17 protein-coding genes are annotated in these 16,284 nt (G+C 65.6%); 6 read left to right on the top strand and 11 right to left on the bottom strand.

The window, feature by feature from the left end:
• Window positions 1-13 precede the first annotated feature (13 nt).
• The gene (locus ACQR1E_RS13845) at window positions 14-1,501 is read left to right on the top strand and encodes a flavin-containing monooxygenase (protein WP_434897177.1); all 1,488 of its coding nucleotides are present in this window, start codon (window positions 14-16) and stop codon (window positions 1,499-1,501) included.
• A 157-nt stretch (window positions 1,502-1,658) separates the two neighbouring features.
• Window positions 1,659-2,453 carry a substrate-binding domain-containing protein gene (locus ACQR1E_RS13840; protein ID WP_434897176.1) on the top strand — a complete coding sequence of 265 codons (795 nt, stop codon included), beginning with the start codon at window positions 1,659-1,661 and terminating at the stop codon, window positions 2,451-2,453.
• 79 nt (window positions 2,454-2,532) lie between these two features.
• Here ACQR1E_RS13840 and ACQR1E_RS13835 read toward each other — a convergent pair whose 3' ends face one another.
• The 4 genes from ACQR1E_RS13835 to ACQR1E_RS13820 form a co-directional block, all read right to left on the bottom strand.
• Entirely contained in the window at window positions 2,533-3,330 is a 798-nt protein-coding gene (locus ACQR1E_RS13835) for a transporter substrate-binding domain-containing protein (protein ID WP_315718044.1), read from the bottom strand.
• Window positions 3,331-3,495: 165 nt separating this feature from the next.
• Window positions 3,496-3,729, bottom strand: coding sequence for a hypothetical protein (locus tag ACQR1E_RS13830; RefSeq protein WP_315718042.1), 234 nt, complete (start codon window positions 3,727-3,729; stop codon window positions 3,496-3,498).
• A 149-nt stretch (window positions 3,730-3,878) separates the two neighbouring features.
• On the bottom strand, window positions 3,879-4,832 hold the full coding sequence (locus tag ACQR1E_RS13825; protein WP_434897175.1) for a hypothetical protein: 954 nt from the start codon (window positions 4,830-4,832) through the stop codon (window positions 3,879-3,881).
• Window positions 4,833-4,993: 161 nt separating this feature from the next.
• Window positions 4,994-6,187 carry an MFS transporter gene (locus ACQR1E_RS13820; RefSeq protein ID WP_434897174.1) on the bottom strand — a complete coding sequence of 398 codons (1,194 nt, stop codon included), beginning with the start codon at window positions 6,185-6,187 and terminating at the stop codon, window positions 4,994-4,996.
• A gap of 62 nt (window positions 6,188-6,249) precedes the next feature.
• Here ACQR1E_RS13820 and ACQR1E_RS13815 point away from each other — a divergent pair, with 62 nt between their 5' ends.
• Window positions 6,250-7,056 carry an AraC family transcriptional regulator gene (locus tag ACQR1E_RS13815; protein WP_315750222.1) on the top strand — a complete coding sequence of 269 codons (807 nt, stop codon included), beginning with the start codon at window positions 6,250-6,252 and terminating at the stop codon, window positions 7,054-7,056.
• A 126-nt stretch (window positions 7,057-7,182) separates the two neighbouring features.
• Window positions 7,183-8,532, top strand: a complete 1,350-nt coding sequence (locus ACQR1E_RS13810) for a malonyl-CoA decarboxylase (RefSeq protein ID WP_315718038.1) — start codon at window positions 7,183-7,185, stop codon at window positions 8,530-8,532.
• Window positions 8,533-9,377: 845 nt separating this feature from the next.
• Here ACQR1E_RS13810 and ACQR1E_RS13805 read toward each other — a convergent pair.
• Window positions 9,378-9,794, bottom strand: coding sequence for an SRPBCC family protein (locus tag ACQR1E_RS13805; protein WP_434862887.1), 417 nt, complete (start codon window positions 9,792-9,794; stop codon window positions 9,378-9,380).
• Window positions 9,795-9,927: 133 nt separating this feature from the next.
• Here ACQR1E_RS13805 and ACQR1E_RS13800 point away from each other — a divergent pair, with 133 nt between their 5' ends.
• Entirely contained in the window at window positions 9,928-10,203 is a 276-nt protein-coding gene (locus tag ACQR1E_RS13800) for a hypothetical protein (protein ID WP_434862886.1), read from the top strand.
• 8 nt (window positions 10,204-10,211) lie between these two features.
• Here ACQR1E_RS13800 and ACQR1E_RS13795 read toward each other — a convergent pair whose 3' ends face one another.
• Both ACQR1E_RS13795 and ACQR1E_RS13790 read right to left on the bottom strand, forming a co-directional pair.
• The gene (locus tag ACQR1E_RS13795; protein ID WP_434862885.1) at window positions 10,212-11,177 is read right to left on the bottom strand and encodes a hypothetical protein; all 966 of its coding nucleotides are present in this window, start codon (window positions 11,175-11,177) and stop codon (window positions 10,212-10,214) included.
• A gap of 6 nt (window positions 11,178-11,183) precedes the next feature.
• Complete coding sequence (locus ACQR1E_RS13790; RefSeq protein WP_434862884.1) at window positions 11,184-11,438, bottom strand: hypothetical protein; 255 nt, start codon at window positions 11,436-11,438, stop codon at window positions 11,184-11,186.
• Window positions 11,439-11,975: 537 nt separating this feature from the next.
• Between ACQR1E_RS13790 and ACQR1E_RS13785 the strand changes: the two genes are divergently transcribed.
• Window positions 11,976-12,215: a hypothetical protein gene (locus ACQR1E_RS13785; RefSeq protein WP_315828305.1), complete on the top strand. Its 240-nt coding sequence runs from the start codon at window positions 11,976-11,978 to the stop codon at window positions 12,213-12,215.
• A gap of 203 nt (window positions 12,216-12,418) precedes the next feature.
• Here ACQR1E_RS13785 and ACQR1E_RS13780 read toward each other — a convergent pair whose 3' ends face one another.
• The 4 genes from ACQR1E_RS13780 to ACQR1E_RS13765 all read right to left on the bottom strand — a co-directional run bounded on the left by ACQR1E_RS13780 (window position 12,419) and on the right by ACQR1E_RS13765 (window position 15,998).
• The gene (locus tag ACQR1E_RS13780) at window positions 12,419-13,474 is read right to left on the bottom strand and encodes a hypothetical protein (protein ID WP_434897173.1); all 1,056 of its coding nucleotides are present in this window, start codon (window positions 13,472-13,474) and stop codon (window positions 12,419-12,421) included.
• A gap of 402 nt (window positions 13,475-13,876) precedes the next feature.
• Complete coding sequence (locus ACQR1E_RS13775; protein ID WP_315718031.1) at window positions 13,877-14,131, bottom strand: DUF3297 family protein; 255 nt, start codon at window positions 14,129-14,131, stop codon at window positions 13,877-13,879.
• Window positions 14,128-14,604 (bottom strand): glutathione peroxidase, encoded by a 477-nt coding sequence (locus ACQR1E_RS13770; protein WP_316172464.1) that lies wholly within the window; start codon window positions 14,602-14,604, stop codon window positions 14,128-14,130. The genes ACQR1E_RS13775 and ACQR1E_RS13770 overlap by 4 nt, the downstream gene beginning before the upstream one ends.
• Complete coding sequence (locus tag ACQR1E_RS13765) at window positions 14,604-15,998, bottom strand: amidase family protein (RefSeq protein WP_434897172.1); 1,395 nt, start codon at window positions 15,996-15,998, stop codon at window positions 14,604-14,606. Before ACQR1E_RS13765 ends, ACQR1E_RS13770 begins: the two co-directional genes overlap by 1 nt.
• Between the last annotated feature and the right edge of the window lie 286 nt (window positions 15,999-16,284).

The following is a 16,284-nucleotide window of genomic DNA, read 5'->3' as shown; positions in this document are numbered from 1 at the left end:
ACAAGGAGGTCCCATGATCAGCCGAAAGAATGTCTGTGTGATCGGCGCCGGCGTCTCCGGCCTGGCTGCAGCCAAAGCATTCACCGCCCGCGGGCACCACGTCACCATCGTCGAGCGGAGCGTCGATCTCGGCGGCGTCTGGGAGCCCGCGCGGTCCTATCCCGACGTGCAGACGCAGAGCCCCAAGGAGCTCTATCGCTACACCGACAAGGCGATGCCGGATCACTACCCCGAATGGCCGAAGGGACCGCAGGTCCATGCCTATCTTGCCGACTACGCGAAATCCCACGACCTCATCCGCCTGATGCGGTTGAACACGACCGTGCTTGCGATGCAGCGCCGCAGTGACGGCAAGCCTGGATGGAGCCTCGACCTCAAAACAGGAGACCGGACGCGCCGGGAGGATTTCGATTTCGTCGCCGTCTGCACCGGTCAGTTCAACGAGCCGCAGACGTTGTCGCTTGGCGGCGAAGATCAATTCGCGGCCGCCGGCGGCTTGATCCTGCATTCCTCGAAATACAACGATGCCGCGCTCACGAAGGGGCGCGACGTGGTGGTCCTCGGCGGCTCGAAATCGGCAACCGACATCGCGGTCAACGCCGTGCGCTCCGGCGCGCGCTCGGTCACGATCGTGCTTCGTGAAGCGGTGTGGCGCATTCCCTACTTCATCGGCGGTCTGATCAACTTCAAGCGCATCCTCTATATCCGCGCCCAGGAGCAGATGTTCCCAAGCTGGGGCATGGGCCCGCTCTCGCGCCTTGCCCATCTGCTGGCCAAGCCGCTCGTCTGGGCCAATTGGCGCGGCCTGGAAAGCCTGCTCAAGATGCAGTTGAAGCTCGCCAAATGCAACATGGTGCCGAAGGGCAGGATCGAGGACGGCGTGAACTGCTCAGTCCCGATCGCGACGCCCGACTTCTTCCCGATGGTCGCAGACGGCCGGATCAAGGCCGTCTACGGCACCTTCGGCCATTACGAGCCGAACACCATCGTGACCAGCGGCGGCGAACGAATTCCGGCCGACGTCGCGATCCTCGCCATCGGCTACAAGCTCGGGGTCCCGTTTCTGTCGGATGCCGACCGCGCCAGACTGGTCGATCCGGACGGGCAGTACCGGCTCTATCGGCTGATCGCCAATCCCGATCTTCCCGACATGGGATTCGTCGGCTTCAATTCGAGCTTCTGCACCGTGCTCTGTGCGGACATGGCCGCCAACTGGCTGGTGCGGTATGCCGACAAACAGCTGGCGCATCAACCGAGCGAGCGCGAGATGCGCGACAACATCGAGATGATGCTGCATTTCAAGCGGATCGAGCGCCCTGCCGCGGGCGTGTATGGCGGACTTTGCGTCGCGCCCTATCACTTCAAGCATTTCGATGAACTGCTTGCCGACATCGGCGCTCAGCGCCGACGGCGCAATCCATTGGCCGAGATGTTCACGCCGCCCGATGCGGACGCGTATAACGACTTTCTCGCATCCGCGCCGGCCTATCAGGCCGGCTGAGGTGGCGGCGAACAGTCTCGCCGCGCTGCAGACACAGTGACGCCGCAAGCGCGACGCATTGCAGAGGGATGGCCGGCCCTGTGGAGCGCTGGCCTTCCCGACACAGTCGGGCTATCCAAGGCGCCCCGGCCTCCAGCCGTTCGCCTCGGAGCCTGCCATGATCCTCTCGACCCATCTCCGCACCATCGGTCTCGCCGCTTCGGCCGCGTTCCTCCTGACCACCGCGGCCCAAGCCGCAGAAGTCCACGTCATGATCTCCGGCGGCATGACCGCTGCGTTCAAATCCCTGGTGCCGGAATTCGAGCGGCGCTCGGGTCACAAGGTCACGATTGCCTACGGCCCGTCGATGGGAACAACCACGAATGCGATTCCCGTTCGCCTCGAGCGCGGCGAACCGGCCGATGTCCTCATCATGGTGGGCTACGCGCTCAGCGATCTCACCACCAAGGGCAAGGTGACGCCGGATAGCCGCGCGGACCTCGCCAACTCGCCGATCGGCGTCGCGGTCAAGTCGGGGACGCCGCATCCCGATATTTCGAACGCGGAAGCCGTGAGACGCATGCTGATCGCCGCCAAGACCATCGCCTATTCGGACAGCGCGAGCGGCGTCTACGTCTCCACCGAGATGTTCGACAAGCTTGGCATCAAGGACGAGATGAAAGGCAAGGCGCGGATGATTCCGGCCACTCCCGTCGGCGAGATCGTCGCCCAGGGCGAAGCGGAGATCGGCTTTCAGCAGATCGGCGAGCTCAAGCCGGTGAAGGGCATCGACATCGTCGGGCCGCTGCCGGCCGGACTGCAGAAGATCACCGTGTTCTCCGCCGGCATCGCTACGGCCGCCAAGGAGCCGGAGGCCGGCGAGGCGCTCATCAAGTTCCTGCAATCACCGGACGCGCGTCACGTCATCGCGGAAAGCGGCCTCGATCCGATTGTGAGGCGGGCGCCGAACTGACGATGAAGCGTGCCGGCTGAGACGATGGCTCTCCCCCGCCGGTGGCGTGGGAGAGTCGGCCAAGCAGCGTCGGGTGCGCTTACTGGGTGAGCAAAGTCGACTCGCTCAGATTGTTGGCGCCGTAGGCCTTCTTGAGCAAACCGTTCGCCTTGGAATCCGTCATGAACTTGGTGACGAAGGCCAGCGACTGCGGATGCTTCAGCGGCACCGCGACCGCGGTGTCCGTCTTCTTGAAGGTCTCGGCGAGCACCTTGGTGCCGGAAATCTGCTTGGCGATGAGATTCAATTGATCGCGCGCCAGCGCGAGCGCGTCGATCTCGCCGGCGCTGAGCAGCGCATAGACTTCCTCGTAGGATTTGAAGCCGGTGACGGTCGCCTTCTTCAGGAAAGCCTTGGCACCGCGCAGCACGGTCGTGTCGTTGATGGCCGCAACCTCGGTGCCGGCCTGGTCCAGCGCGGCGATGTTGGCGACGTCGAGACCGGCGCGGATGATGAAGGTGGTCTCGACCGAATCGTAGACCGGACCGAACGAGACCTTGGTTTCGCGCTCCGCGTCCTTCGGCATGAAGGCCACATCCCAGACGCCCCGAGCAGCTTCATCGGTGATCGCATTGGAATTCGGATGCTCGACGAACTCGACGGGCACACCGACCTGCGCGGCCATGGCCTTGCCGAGTTCGACCGGAACGCCTGAATAGCCGCTGTCCGACTTGACGCACCAGAACGCACCGCCGGCGGGGCCAACGGCAATGGCGACACGAAGCTTGCCGGTCGGCGCGATTTCTTCCTTCAAGCCGGCTGCGCCGGCGGCGTTGCCGGCAAACGTGACTACCGCAGCTGCCAGGGCTGCGTCACGCAGCCAGCGCCAAAACGCCATGGCCCTCTCCCATTGGATTGCAGGTTGGATACGAGCCGCACCTTGCCGGGAGCACCGTTAAATACAACTTACCTCGCTTGCGCAAAGCAGCATGCGACGCGCAAAACTTGCGCGTCGCAATTACGGTTTCAAATAACTCGATACCGAAAACCGATTAAGCGTCGCTTAAACGCAGCGCCGAACCGCGACGCCATTGACGATGACCGTGCGGCACGCCGCAGCCGCCACCGGCGGCTTGCGAACCACCACGGCGCCCGCCGCACCGGCGCAGCCGGCCCGCACGACGCCCCGAGCGCAGACCACGGCGTTGGCATCCGACATCGACACGAACGGCATCGCCGCCAGGATGAACAATCCGCACAGCGTGGAAATAATGGCACGTGAGACAATGGCGCTCATCTTCAAACTCCTGATCATGATCTCATTGGTCAAATATCCACCCCGTCGCGACCTTGCCTGGGACTTCCCCGCCCGACAATTGTGACAATTTGGGTGGATCGCGCTCGTATGCATCTCGGATGGTAACCATGGACGGCAGCCGCTCCGCATCAGCGATTGGCCGCGAACTGCGCGAGCATGCCCTTGCAGCCAGGCGTCAGCGCGCCGGCATTGGCCGCGAGGCACTGCGCGATTCGACCGCCACCCGGCTCGATGCCGCTGCACAACGCCCGCGCGTCGGCGCCGCAGGCGGCCCTCACGATGCGCAACTCCTCGAGCGGCCGCAGCGGTCGCAGCACCAGCGCCGGCGGTGCAGCAGTGGTTGTCACCGCGGGCGCGGCGACAGCCGCAGTCGCCGGCGCGGCGCCGCCGCGCGAAGACGCCATCGCCTGGGCGCAGGGAGCGGACAGCTTGGCCTTGTTCTGCTCCAGGCATTGCAGCGCCGCGGCGCCGCCCGGCGGCACGCTGCTGCAGACCTTGCGGTAATCGGAGCCGCAGGCACTCCGGATCGCGGCCACCTGCGCCTCGCTCGGTTGGGCTGCGGGCGCTGACGCCGCTGCAGCCGGCTTGGCCGCCGGGGACTGCGTAGGCACGGCCGCAACGGCCGCGGCCGGCTGCGCCGCGGCCTTCGGAGGCTCGGGAGGCTTGCTCGCCTCGGCGACGGCCGGCTTGGTCGGGGCGGACGGTACCGAAGCCGGCTTGGCTTCCGCGGCAGGCTTGGTTTCCGCCGGCGGCTTGGCTTCCGCCGAGGGCCTGGTCTCTGCCGTGGGCTTGACCTCTGCCGCGGGCTTGGCCTCTGCCGCGGGCTTGGCCTCCGCGGCAGGCTCGAGCGCCTTGACCGCCGTCTGACAAGATGAGGACAGGCTCGCGATGTTCTTCTGCAGGCATTGGAACGCCGCCGTGCCGCCGGGCGGCACGCTCGCGCATTTCGCCATGTAGTCGGACCGGCACGCCGACTTGATCGCGTTGCGCTGCGCATCGCTCTGCGCCAGCGCCTGCGTGGCTGCAAGGCCGGCCGCCGCGGCCATCCCGAGCACCAGCATTCTCCTGAAGCGATTGATCATCGGTCGATCCTCAATGGTGTCGTGCTTCAATGACTTGTCGCCAGCGCAGCCGCCCGCATGGTGGCCAATCGGGTCTCATCAGTATGCGCACGCGCATATCGGCCCAGGCTGCGCCGGCGGCGGATGCCTGGCAATTGGGAAAATTTGGGTGGATCGCATTCTCACTCCGCCGGCGCCGGCCGCAGCGCCGGCTGCGCCGCCGGAAGCTCCGGCGGCAGGATCAGCGCGGCGATGACCGCAACCAGGCAGAGCGCGGCGAAGGCCTGCAGCATGGTGACGAAGCCGCCGCGCTCATACAGCCAGGCGACCAGGCCGACCGAGGCGCCTGCCGCGGTGAAGCCGATGAAATAGCGCACCGCATAGGCGCGCGAGCGCCATTCCTCCGCCGTGTACTTGCCGACCATCGCGTCGTTGACCGTGACCTGTCCGAACGCGCCCATGACGATGCCGATCGAGGCCACGATCAGCGCCCAGTCGCGCGCATCGGCGGCGAGATAGAGCAGCGGCGCCAGCACCAGGGAAAGCGGCAGCGCGATCGTCTTCAGCGCGTAGCGATCGAGCAGCCGCCCGATCGTGTACTGCGTCATCGCGCCGAACACGTAGACGCCGGCCGCGATCACGCCGAGCAGCGCCGGGCTCTGCGTCAACCCGGCCAGCCGCTCCGCGAACAGCTTTGGCAGCGCCACGGTGATCGCGTTGAACGTCGTCGAGATCGCGATCACCACCAGCAGCAGCGCCAGCACCACGCGCCACATCTGGTCGCGCGCGACGCGGGCCTGCGCCGCCGCCTGCTTCGATCCCCGGCGGTCCTCATGCGCAACCGCCAGCGCGAATACCACGCCGATCGCCACCGTGATCACCCCGGGTACGACGAAGGCGAAGCGCCAGCCGAGATATTGCCCGACCACGCCGGTCACCAGCGCAGACGAGGCGACGCCGAGATTTCCGAACACGCCGTTCAGCCCCATGTCGCGGCCGAGCCGGTCGGCATAGGACACCAGCATCGCGGTTCCCACCGGATGATAGATCGAGGCGAACAGTCCGATCGAAAGCAGCGCCGCGCCGAGCTGCCACGGCGTCCGCACCAAGCCGACCGAGATCATCGACAAGCCGATGCCGAGATAGAAGATCAGCATCATGTGCCGCCGGCTCCAGCGGTCGCCGAGCCAGCCGGTCAGGAGCGACCCGGCGCCGAAGGCGATGAAGCCCGGCGTCGCATAGGGCAAGAGGTCCGCATAGGCCATGCCGAGCGCCGGGCCCATGATGATGACCGCGGCTGCGAAGATCAGCATCGCATAATGGTCGATGAAATGGGCCGCGTTGACGAAGCCGATGACGCGGCGGGCGCTGTTCATGGGAGCTGTCCTCGATTCCTGACGGATCGGTTATAGTCGACGCGACCAACGAGAAGCCGCCAATGACCATCGTGGACACGCCATTGAAGCCGCTCGGCGCCGACCGGGTGACGACCGAGCCCGGCGTCCATCTGATCGCGCGCCTCTATCAAAAAGGTGCGCGGCTCGATCCGCACATGCACCGTGAATCCCAGTTGATCTACGCCTCGCGCGGCACGATGCAGGTGACGACGCCGCGGGGACGCTGGCTGGTGCCACCGGACCGCGCGGTCTGGGTGCCGGCGCGCCATGGCCACGCCATCGACATGCTGGCCGACAGCCAGATGCGGACGCTGTATTTCGAGCTGGACTGGCTGAAGCGGGAGACGCGGGGCGCGCGGCTCGACCGCGAGTTCGTGGTGCAGGTCTCGCCGCTGCTGCACCAGGCGATCCTGGCGCTGTTCGCGGCGGACGGCGGGCCCGAGCGCACGGCGCTGCTGGTGCGGCTCGCTCTGCTCGAATTGCGCCGCGCCGAGGATTCCTCGACCTTCATCCCCTTGCCGCAGGATCCGCGCGCGAGACGTGCCGCCCAGCTCGTCCTCGCCTCTCCCGCGAGCGAGGAGGACCTGGCGACCCTGGCGGGCAAGGTCGGCAGCTCGGCCCGCACTTTGTCGCGGCTGTTCGCGGCGGAGACGCGGCTGAGCTTCAAGGCGTGGTGCCAGCGCGCCCGGATCGCCGCCGCGATCGAGCGGCTGTCCACCGACCGTCACCTCTCCGTCAAGCAGCTCGCCGCCGATCTCGGCTATGCCAGCGTGCCGGCGTTTTCGCATGCCTTCAGGCAGGTCACCGGCCGCACTCCGACCGAATTCGCGGAGCAGACAGGTGCATGACTCGCCGGCCGCATATGCACGCCGCGACGGCGGCGTTGACGATTTGTTATGTTTGAATGTCGCCAGCTTTGCCATAAATCCATGTAACATCGCCCTCATCACGCTCCGGGATTCGACCGACATCAGATGGCCAACGCCTTTTTCACCGACCTGATCACCACAATTTCCGAGCGAGGCCGGACGCTGCTGCGCGGCGGCGGCGCCCCTGTCGACAAGCATGATGCGAAAAGCCTGGCCGAGCTGTGCGAGGCGCTGGTGTCCGGCGCCGGCGAGGCCTCGGGCACGGCGATGGCCCGCGACGTTCTCGACGGCTATCACGATCTCGACCCCGAGGGCCGCAAGGCGTTCTTCACCGCGCTGGTGCATGATTTCGGGCCGGACAAGGCCAGGCTCGCCAAGGCGATCGACGACTGGCGCGCGACGCCATCGGACGAAGGCGCGAGCGCGCTGCATTTCGCCTCCGAGCCGCGCCGGCAGGAGCTGATCCGCCGGCTCAACCGCGCGCCGGGCGGCACGCCCGAGCTGGTGGCGATGCGCACCGATCTCCTGGATCTCATCAAGGGCAATCCGGAACTCGCCGCGCTCGATCGCGACGTCGTGCATCTCTTGAGCTCATGGTTCAACAGGGGGTTTCTCGTGCTGCGTAAGATCGACTGGTCGACGCCGGCGAACATTCTGGAACAGATCATCCGCTACGAGGCAGTGCACGAGATCCACGACTGGGACGATCTGCGCCGCCGCATCGATCCGGTCGATCGCCGCTGCTACGCCTTCTTCCATCCCGCGATGCCCGATGCGCCCTTGATCTTCGTCGAGATCGCGCTGACCGAGACCATCCCCGGCGCCATCGCGCCGCTGCTCGCCGTCGATCGTCCGCCGGTGCCGGCCGACCGCGCCCGCACCGCCGTATTCTATTCGATCTCCAACACCCAGCGCGGCCTCGGCGGCATCTCGTTCGGCAACTTCCTGATCAAGCAGGTGGTCGAGGAGCTGCGGCGCGAGCTGCCGAAGCTGGACACCTTCGTCACGCTGTCGCCGGTGCCCGGCTTCATGCACTGGCTGAAGTCGACGACCGATGCGACCGAAGAGGATCGCAACGTGCTCAAGCTGCTGAACGAGCCGCGCTGGGTCGAGGATGCCGAGATGACCGCCGAGCTGCGCCCGGTGATCGAGCCGCTCGCCGCGCACTACTTCCTGAAGGCGCGGACGTCGAAGGGCAAGGTGATCGATCCCGTCGCCCGCTTCCACCTCGGCAACGGCGCGAGACTCGAGCGCATCAACTGGCTCGGCGACCTCTCGTCCAAGGGCCAGCGCGAATCCGCGACCGTGATGGTGAACTACCTGTATCGGCTCGAGGACATCGAGAAGAACCACGAAGCCTATGCCAATGACGGCGAGGTCGTGGCCTCGAGCGCGGTCAAGAAGCTGCTGCGCGCCGAGGGCCGGCGGCTGCTGGATATGCGGCTGTCGTCGTAGGACTTGCGGCAGACTGCAGCACTGTCTCACATCCACCTCGCGCCATTGCTGGGCACGCCGCCCACTCGGTCGTTGCGAGGAGCGAAGCGACGAAGCAATCCAGAGTCTTTCGCGTCGCCCTGGATTGCTTCGCTTCGCTCGCAATGACGCCGGTGAGAGACTGTGCTTACGCCACAGCCACCATCGTCATCCCGGCGAACGCCGGGATCCATAACCACAGGTCGTCGTTTGAGGCAGGCCAGTCGTTAGACCTCGCCAAGCCACATCCGCCGCGGCGTATGGGTCCCGGCGTTCGCCGGGACGACGATGAGGTTGGACCGGTTTCACATTTCAAACAGCTTGGGGACGCGCGATCATAGCCTCGCGGCGCATGGCGCCCGAGTTGCTGCGAAGCATGTCCCTCCGACAAATACAGAGGGCGCAGGGAAGACCGGGTGCTGGCCGCAACCCATGGCCCCCGTGCGTGAGAAAGTGCACGGGGCAGGAACCACAGGTACGACCGGTGCATTCCGGCCTTCCCTGCGCGATGGTTTGAACGGTGTCCTTCGTGCTCTCCCTGGGGATCGGCGTTCTTGCCCCCATTTTGCGACAACGCGCCTTTGGCGCGTTGCGCAGACCTCAGCGTCGAGAGGCCAGGACCACACGACTTCTCCGTCCGTAGCGACGCCGGTCGTCCACCGTCGCCGCTGCGGCCACCGCATCCCTATCCCGACGTTCGTGACGACGCGTACGCCCCTCTGCGAAAAGGACAGGACATGCGCATCATTGCTGATTTTCGGAATTTGTCAAGGTGAAAGATTCGGGCACCGCTCGCGGTGCCCGCCGGGACCTCGGCCCCCTCGCCCTCACGACGCCTTGCGTTTCGCTTCCACATGGCGCGCGAAGCTGTCGAGAATGGCCTGCCAGCCGCCCTGCTGCAGCTCGACGGAATGGGTCGTTTCGGCATCGAAGGCGACACGAACGACAACGCCATTCGGGCCGGGCTCGAAGTGGACCTCGGCCTTCCGGTCGCCGAAGGCATATTCGATCAGCTTGTGCTCGACGATCTTCGTGTAGGTGCCGGCGAAGTCGAAGCCCATGCTGCCGTCCTTGGCCTCCATCCGCGACGAGAACGCGCCGCCCTCTCTCAGGTCGACCGTGGCCTTGGTCGTATGCCAATCGTCGGAGGCCGCGTTCCATCTCACGATGTCGGCCGGCGTCGTATAGGCACGCCAGACCTGATCGATCGGGGCTGCGACGTTGGTTTCGACGGTGATCCTCATGAACATTGCTCCTAGTTCGTGTTGAACGATCACTGCACTTGTGCAGGAGTGATGCTCGAAGGACGATGGGGACCGGCCGGTCCCGACAGACGGTAGGACAAATCTTGCCTCTTGGGATACCGCAGGATTTTCGATGGGAAAAGCGATACGAGTGTCATTCGTTGCCGCCGCAGCGCTGACAGGCGGCGCTTTTGGAGCGGTCGGTCTCGGCTACGCGGCCTTGGCAGTCGGCTTCTTTGCTCTCAGTTTCGCGCCTGGGGGCATTCACAGCGACTGGAGCATGCTCGCGCTGTTGGGTGTCGTGGTTGGTGTCGGTCTCGGCGGCCTCCTTGGAATTTGGGCGGGCGTCCAACTCGCCAAGGTCCTGCTCCGGACTAAGCAGGAGCCCCAACGCCTGAACGACACCTGACGGTGCTTTTATCGGCGGACCGAACATTTGCCGCCGTCATCTCGCCTCCAGATCCTGGACGACTTTCCGGAAAGACCGTCTTCGAGATTTGATCTGAATTCGGGCGTAAGATCGCCGAGCGCGAGGACACGCTGGAGCACAGATTGCAACTGAGGCGACGCGTAGTCGCAAATGATCGCGACCGGAGGAAATGGCCGAAAGGCCCAAGCAAGATCATCCGAAGAGATCAGGTCCCGGTCACGCAAATCGACCATCTCTCGAAGGAAGCTAACATAGTCCTCGGTGCTGAGTTCGAGTTTCGGCCAGACGGCGATCGCGCGGCGGACGGTTTGCTGATCGGGTTCGGCGATGAAGCGGATAGCGAAATCTGGATGCTGGACTGACAGCTGCTGCAGCCTCTTGAAACTCGCTATATCAAGCCAGGGTTTCGACGGCCCGCTCAGAAGGAGGCCTACAGTCGGAGAGAACACCCCGCTGAAATCCTTTTCGACAGCGATGATCTGGTTGGTATAGGCTTGGTAGCTGTCGGTCTGCGCCAACAGGCGGGCCTGAAGATCGTCGGCGCGCGACTCCGCGGTCCAGCCAGCAACGACGCAGCCGCACAGCAGCAGACACGCCAGCATGACCTGCAGACGTGTCGACAGCCGCGTGCGGCGTTCCCGACCCGGGCTCGTGCGACCGCATTTGGCGCTCGGAGTGGTGCGCTCGTCCATCTCTACGTCGTCAAGGCCGGGCTTGTCCCGGCCGTCCACGTTGTCCTGCGCGCTGAGAACCACGTGGATGCCCGGGCCTTCGCCGCACCGAAGCGGCTTCGGCCGCGCAGGCGGGACAAGCCCGAGCATGACGGCGTCACTAACGTCAAACGTTATTCGTCGCGACAGCTCCGCATGTCCGTATGCGATAGCCTTGCGACCGCGCCGGAGCGTTGATTGCATGGGCGCCGTCGACAGATCAGACGGCTTGCCGTGCGACATCGCTGATCACATCCTCGGCTTGTCGATATGAAGTCCTCGCGCCGCCAGCGCCTCGATCAGATGCGGCCGGCGCTCGTCGATCCATTCGACGCACTGTTCGGGAATGACACGAATGCCGTCATTGACCATCCGCGCCAGCGGGCCCGGAGCCCACGCAAGGATATGGCTGGTAGTGGGCCCCTCCTGCAGGTAGGCCACCCACGTATCCCAGGGCGGCACGTTGCCTTCGGTGAAAAAGCCTTCGGTCTCGTCGTGGGCCACGCCACAATCGAGACTATCGTCAGGAAAAAACGCAAGCAACCGGCCTTGAAAGCTGCAGATGTTTGGGGGGGGGTGATGTTGCCGCCACCCAGGCGGCAACGGCGCTGCTGGGCGACCGACTGAACCCAGGCCTTCCGCGTTCGGCTGCCGAATTCGGGCGCGATGTCGGCGCTCCGGAATGTCGTCGAGGGCCACCACGGGCGCGGACGCGAGGCGCACCAGGCGATGGTCTCGGCCAGATGCTGGATGACCTCGTCCAACGTGTGGCCGTTCTCGTGATCAAGATTCATGGCGGGCTCATGTCGTTGCTGTCAGTCGAACGCTAGCATCCACCGGCCCTCGCCTCCTGTCCAGCATAGCACTGCGTCCGAAGCTCCCGCGGCACACTGGCGATTCATCATTGCTCTCTGCGCAACGATTCATGCACTGTCGTTAAGATTTCACGGACACACGTGATGCGCTGTCTCACGCAAAATTCGTGACACGGTCTCGCCATGTGGGGCATAGTGACATAGGCTTCGCCTGAGGATGCATGACGTGAGGACTTCAGAGCTGATACGACTGCTGGCTGGTCACGGAATCTCAAGACAGGCTTTCAGCATCGACGGGGTTGGGGCCTGCGAAGAGCAGTACAGACTGGACCGGGACGGCCCCCTCTGGAAATTCTACTACTATGAGCGCGGCGAGCAGGCGGGAGTTCGGCAGTTTGCCAGCGAGGATGAAGCGTGTCGTTTCATGCTCGACACCCTGCTGGCGGATCAGACGACGCGGCGCTGAGCCCTCTCGCGCGAGCGATCTGAAGGTGAGTTGATCCGGAAGAGGCGCACAACTTGATCACAAGCACTCATAGTCGTGCTCTCCGGCCCCGCTTGCTCACTTGAGCATTCGGGCCTCATTGTTCTCAAGGCGATGCGAGAGCACCGCCTGAACGCGCCGCGCGCGGCACTCCTCACCATGAGGGTGTATGCTGTCGCCGCGCCTCACCCGACCGCCCCCTGCGGCCTCAGCCGCAGTATCGCCGGCGGGAGGTTCGCTGCCAGCCATTCCGCAATCACCTTCTGCTTTCGGTGATACGCCAGCCCGGCCGCGACCACCGCGATGCCGATCAGGGACAGTGCGAACGGGAACAGCAGCGAGTCCTTGAAGACGACGTCGGCGAGGTGGCCGAGATACATCGTGATGCCGATGGCGCCGAACACGGCGTAGGCGCGGCGGACGATGATGACGGCGATCGCGAGCAGGCCGACGTTCAGCAGGCAGTAGATCGCCTTGCCCAGCTCGGTCGCGCCTTCCGTGGCGCTGACGCCGCCCCAGAAGGCCATCAGGCCGAACAAGTGCAGCCAAAAGCCGAAGTCGCGGCTGTGGCTGGTGTAGTCGACGATCCACGCCACCGCGAGAATGCCGAGGCCGAACCAGATCGACACGACGCGGCGCATCTCCCAGTCGAAATGGCTGACGTTGAAGATCCAGGGCGTGAGGTCCATCGACATGAACCACAGCGCGACCGACATGATCGCGACGATGAAGGGTACGCGATAGAAGCGCAGCGCGATCGCGCCCGCCGCGATGGTGGCGATCTCCATGAACAGCCAACTGCCCTTGATCCAGACGTAGAAGTCATGAACCGTGCCGGGCTTGCCGAACTTGCCCCACCAGCCGAATTCGGCCTGGACGCCGTAGACGGCGAGCGGTGCCATCGACACGGCGATGGCGATCAGCAGGCCGCCGGGGACGCGCAAGCTCCGGCGCCAGAGGTGGTCGCCGGCGAAGCCGAACGCGGCGGCATAGGCGAGCGCGCAGGCCGTCAGGGCGCGGCCCCCCATCTGCGAGAAGGCCACCGTCGAGAACAGGCCCATGGCGCCGATCACGATCAGCGCGCCGGCGTACCAGAGCAGATGCGCGGCATCGAATTTGGCGTGCGCCGCCGGACCCGCCTTCGCCTGTTGCTCGAGGTAGGTCAGCAACCGCTGCAACTCGTCGGGCCCGATCGCGCCTGCCCCGGCGGCGGCGCGCAGATCTTGTTCCGAATAGGCCATCGTCATCACCCTCTGTGACCCCGCCGGGAGACGGCACGCAGGGGTCCGATCGCGCAAACGCCTGGGGACTTCGCGCCTCGGGACCGGTGCCGACGGGGCGGATATGGGTGAGTGTAGCGGATTGTGAGCGACGTTCAATATAATTTTGAACGACGCTCAAATATCTACGACCAACGTTCTAAAATACCCATCGCGACGCGGGGGCTAAAGCTGCTTCGACCCCGCCCTTCTCCACACCGTCATGGCCGGGCTTGTCCCGGCCATCCATGTCGTGCACCTGGAATGACGACGGGGATGCCCGGGACAGGCCCGGGCATGACGAGTCCTGGGTTGGCGGTTTGCCTCATCGCTGAGGGCAGAGGTTGGCGGATACGACCACCACAGGCCCGCGGCGCAGTCGCCTCAATCCTTGAAATACGGCTCGACCGGGCCGTGGACCTTGATGGTCAGCGGGTTGCCGTGGCGGTCCTTGGCATTCCCCGCGGCGACGCGGATCCAGCCTTCGCTGATGCAGTATTCCTCGACATTGGTCTTCTCGGCGCCCTTGAAGCGGATGCCGACGTCGCGCGACAGGATCTCCGCATTGTAATAGGGGCTCTTCGGATCGACCGACAGCCGGTCAGGAAATGGGGTCGCAGTCGTCTCGTTGTCGCTCACAGCAGTGCCTCGATCTCTTTCTTCAACGCCTCGGGCGTGGTGGTCGGCGCATGGCGCGACACCACATTCCCATGGCGATCGACCAGGAATTTGGTGAAATTCCATTTGATCGCCGAGCCCAAGAGGCCGGTCTTCTCGCCCTTCAGGAACTTGTAGAGCGGATGTGCATCGGTACCGTTGACGTCGATCTTCGCAAACAGCGGGAAGGTGACGTCGTACTTGCCGGCGCAGAACGCGCCGATCTCCTCGGCCGTGCCGGGCTCCTGGGCGCCGAACTGGTTACAGGGAAATCCGAGCACGGCAAAGCCCCTGTCCGCATAGGCGCGGTGCAGCGCCTCGAGGCCGCGATATTGCGGCGTGAAGCCGCAGGCGCTGGCGGTGTTGACGATCAGCAGCACCTGGCCTGCGAAGCGCTTCAGCGGCACCTCCTCGCCCTTCAGCGAGGTCGCGGTGAAATCATAGATGCTGGCCATCAGCCCAGCACCGGATCGATCGGCGACGGCGGGGTACCGCCAGCCTCGATCGCTTCGCCAGCGAGAAGGCACGCGTCCTCGCGAAAGCGCTGGCCGACCAGCTGGACGCCGACCGGGACGCGGCCGACCATGCCGGTCGAGACCGTCAGGCCCGGCAGGCCGAAGAACGGAATCGCGATCTGCGTGAGCTGCGCGTGCCAGACCTGCTGGAACGACTCCTCGCCCTTGCGGTCGAGCTGATCGGCGAACGGCAGCATGCCCGACACCGGCATCAGCAGCAGCGGATGCTGCTCCATGAACAGGAGCCATTGCCGGGTCAGCGCGGCGCGGCGCGCGAGCGTCTGCGACAGGTCGAATGGGTGAACCTTGTCACTGACGCCGCGCAGGCAGGCCAGCGCGCCCGGGTCGCCCTCCTTCTCGGCCGCCGCGAGCTGCGCCTCGTAGCCGTCGCCGAGCCAGAGACGGGTCTGCAGCAGCGCGGCCTCCTGCATCGGCGGCGTGTCCGCGATCTCCTCGACGGTCCAGCCGGCGGCTTCCAGCCGCCCGGCGGCATCGCGCAAGGCGGCCACGACCTCCGGCACAGGGTTCAGCCCGTCCGGGTTGACGCACAGCGTGACGCGCTTCGGCAGCGGCGGGCCCTCGAGCGGCACCGGCATCCACCAGACATCGCGGACGTCGCGCGCCGACATCGCGGCCAGCGCGATCCTGACGTCGTTGACCGTGCGGGCGAGCGGGCCGGAGACGGCGCTGATCTGCGGGCCGATCGGGCGCTCGGGGAACTGTGTATTGAAGGCGGGGATGCGCCCGACCGTGGGGCGCAGGCCGTGGATGCCGCAGGCATAGGCGGGATAGCGGACGGAGCCGGCGATGTCGGTGCCGTGGCCGATATGGCCGATGCCCGCCGCGGTGGCCGATCCTGCGCCGCCCGAGGAGCCGCCCGGCGTGATGCCGGGGTCGCGCGGATTCTTGGTGTGGCCGTGGATGAGGTTGCTGGTGAACCAGCGATAGGACACCGCCGGGGTGTTGGTGCGGCCGAGCAGCACGGCGCCGGCCTTGACCAGGTTGTTGACGACCGGATTGTGAGCCGAGGCGATCGCGTCCTTCTGCAGATTGAGGCCGTTGGTGGTGGCGAAGCCGGCCTGGTCGACATTGACCTTGATCGTCACCGGCACGCCGGCGAGCGGCCCCGGATCCTCGCCGCGCGCCAGCCGGGAGTCGATGGCGTCGGCCTGTTGCAGCACGTCCTCGGGGCGATGGTCGACCACGGCGTTGATCGCGGGGTTCACCGCATCGAGCCGCGCCAGCGCCGCGGTCGCGGCATCGCGGGCGGAGACCTGCTTCGACTTGATGAGGGCGGCGAGGTCGGCAGCCGGCAGGCGCCAGAGATCGGTCATGGGGAGCTCCGTGGTGTCGGGGCTTGTTCTAGCGCGAGCACTTGTCGGGAGAAAGCCGTCGCGGCGCGGCACTCCAGCATAGCTTCGGCAGCAAACCGCATGGGTCTTGTTGCACTCGCCCTCTCCTCCTCGTCATGGCCGGGCTTGTCCCGGCATCCACGTCGTGCAGCGCGCGTGGACCGACGTGGATGCCCGGGACAAGCCCGGGCATGACGGAGAGCCAAACTGGCCGCGTGTTAGGGGTGCGAAGTGCGGTCGCGATCAATACCCATCCTGCATCGATCGA

Origin of the sequence: Bradyrhizobium sp. HKCCYLRH1030, assembly GCF_051168395.1 — a bacterium.
Taxonomy (GTDB): domain Bacteria; phylum Pseudomonadota; class Alphaproteobacteria; order Rhizobiales; family Xanthobacteraceae; genus Bradyrhizobium.
This window is presented reverse-complemented; position numbering and strand designations above follow the sequence as displayed.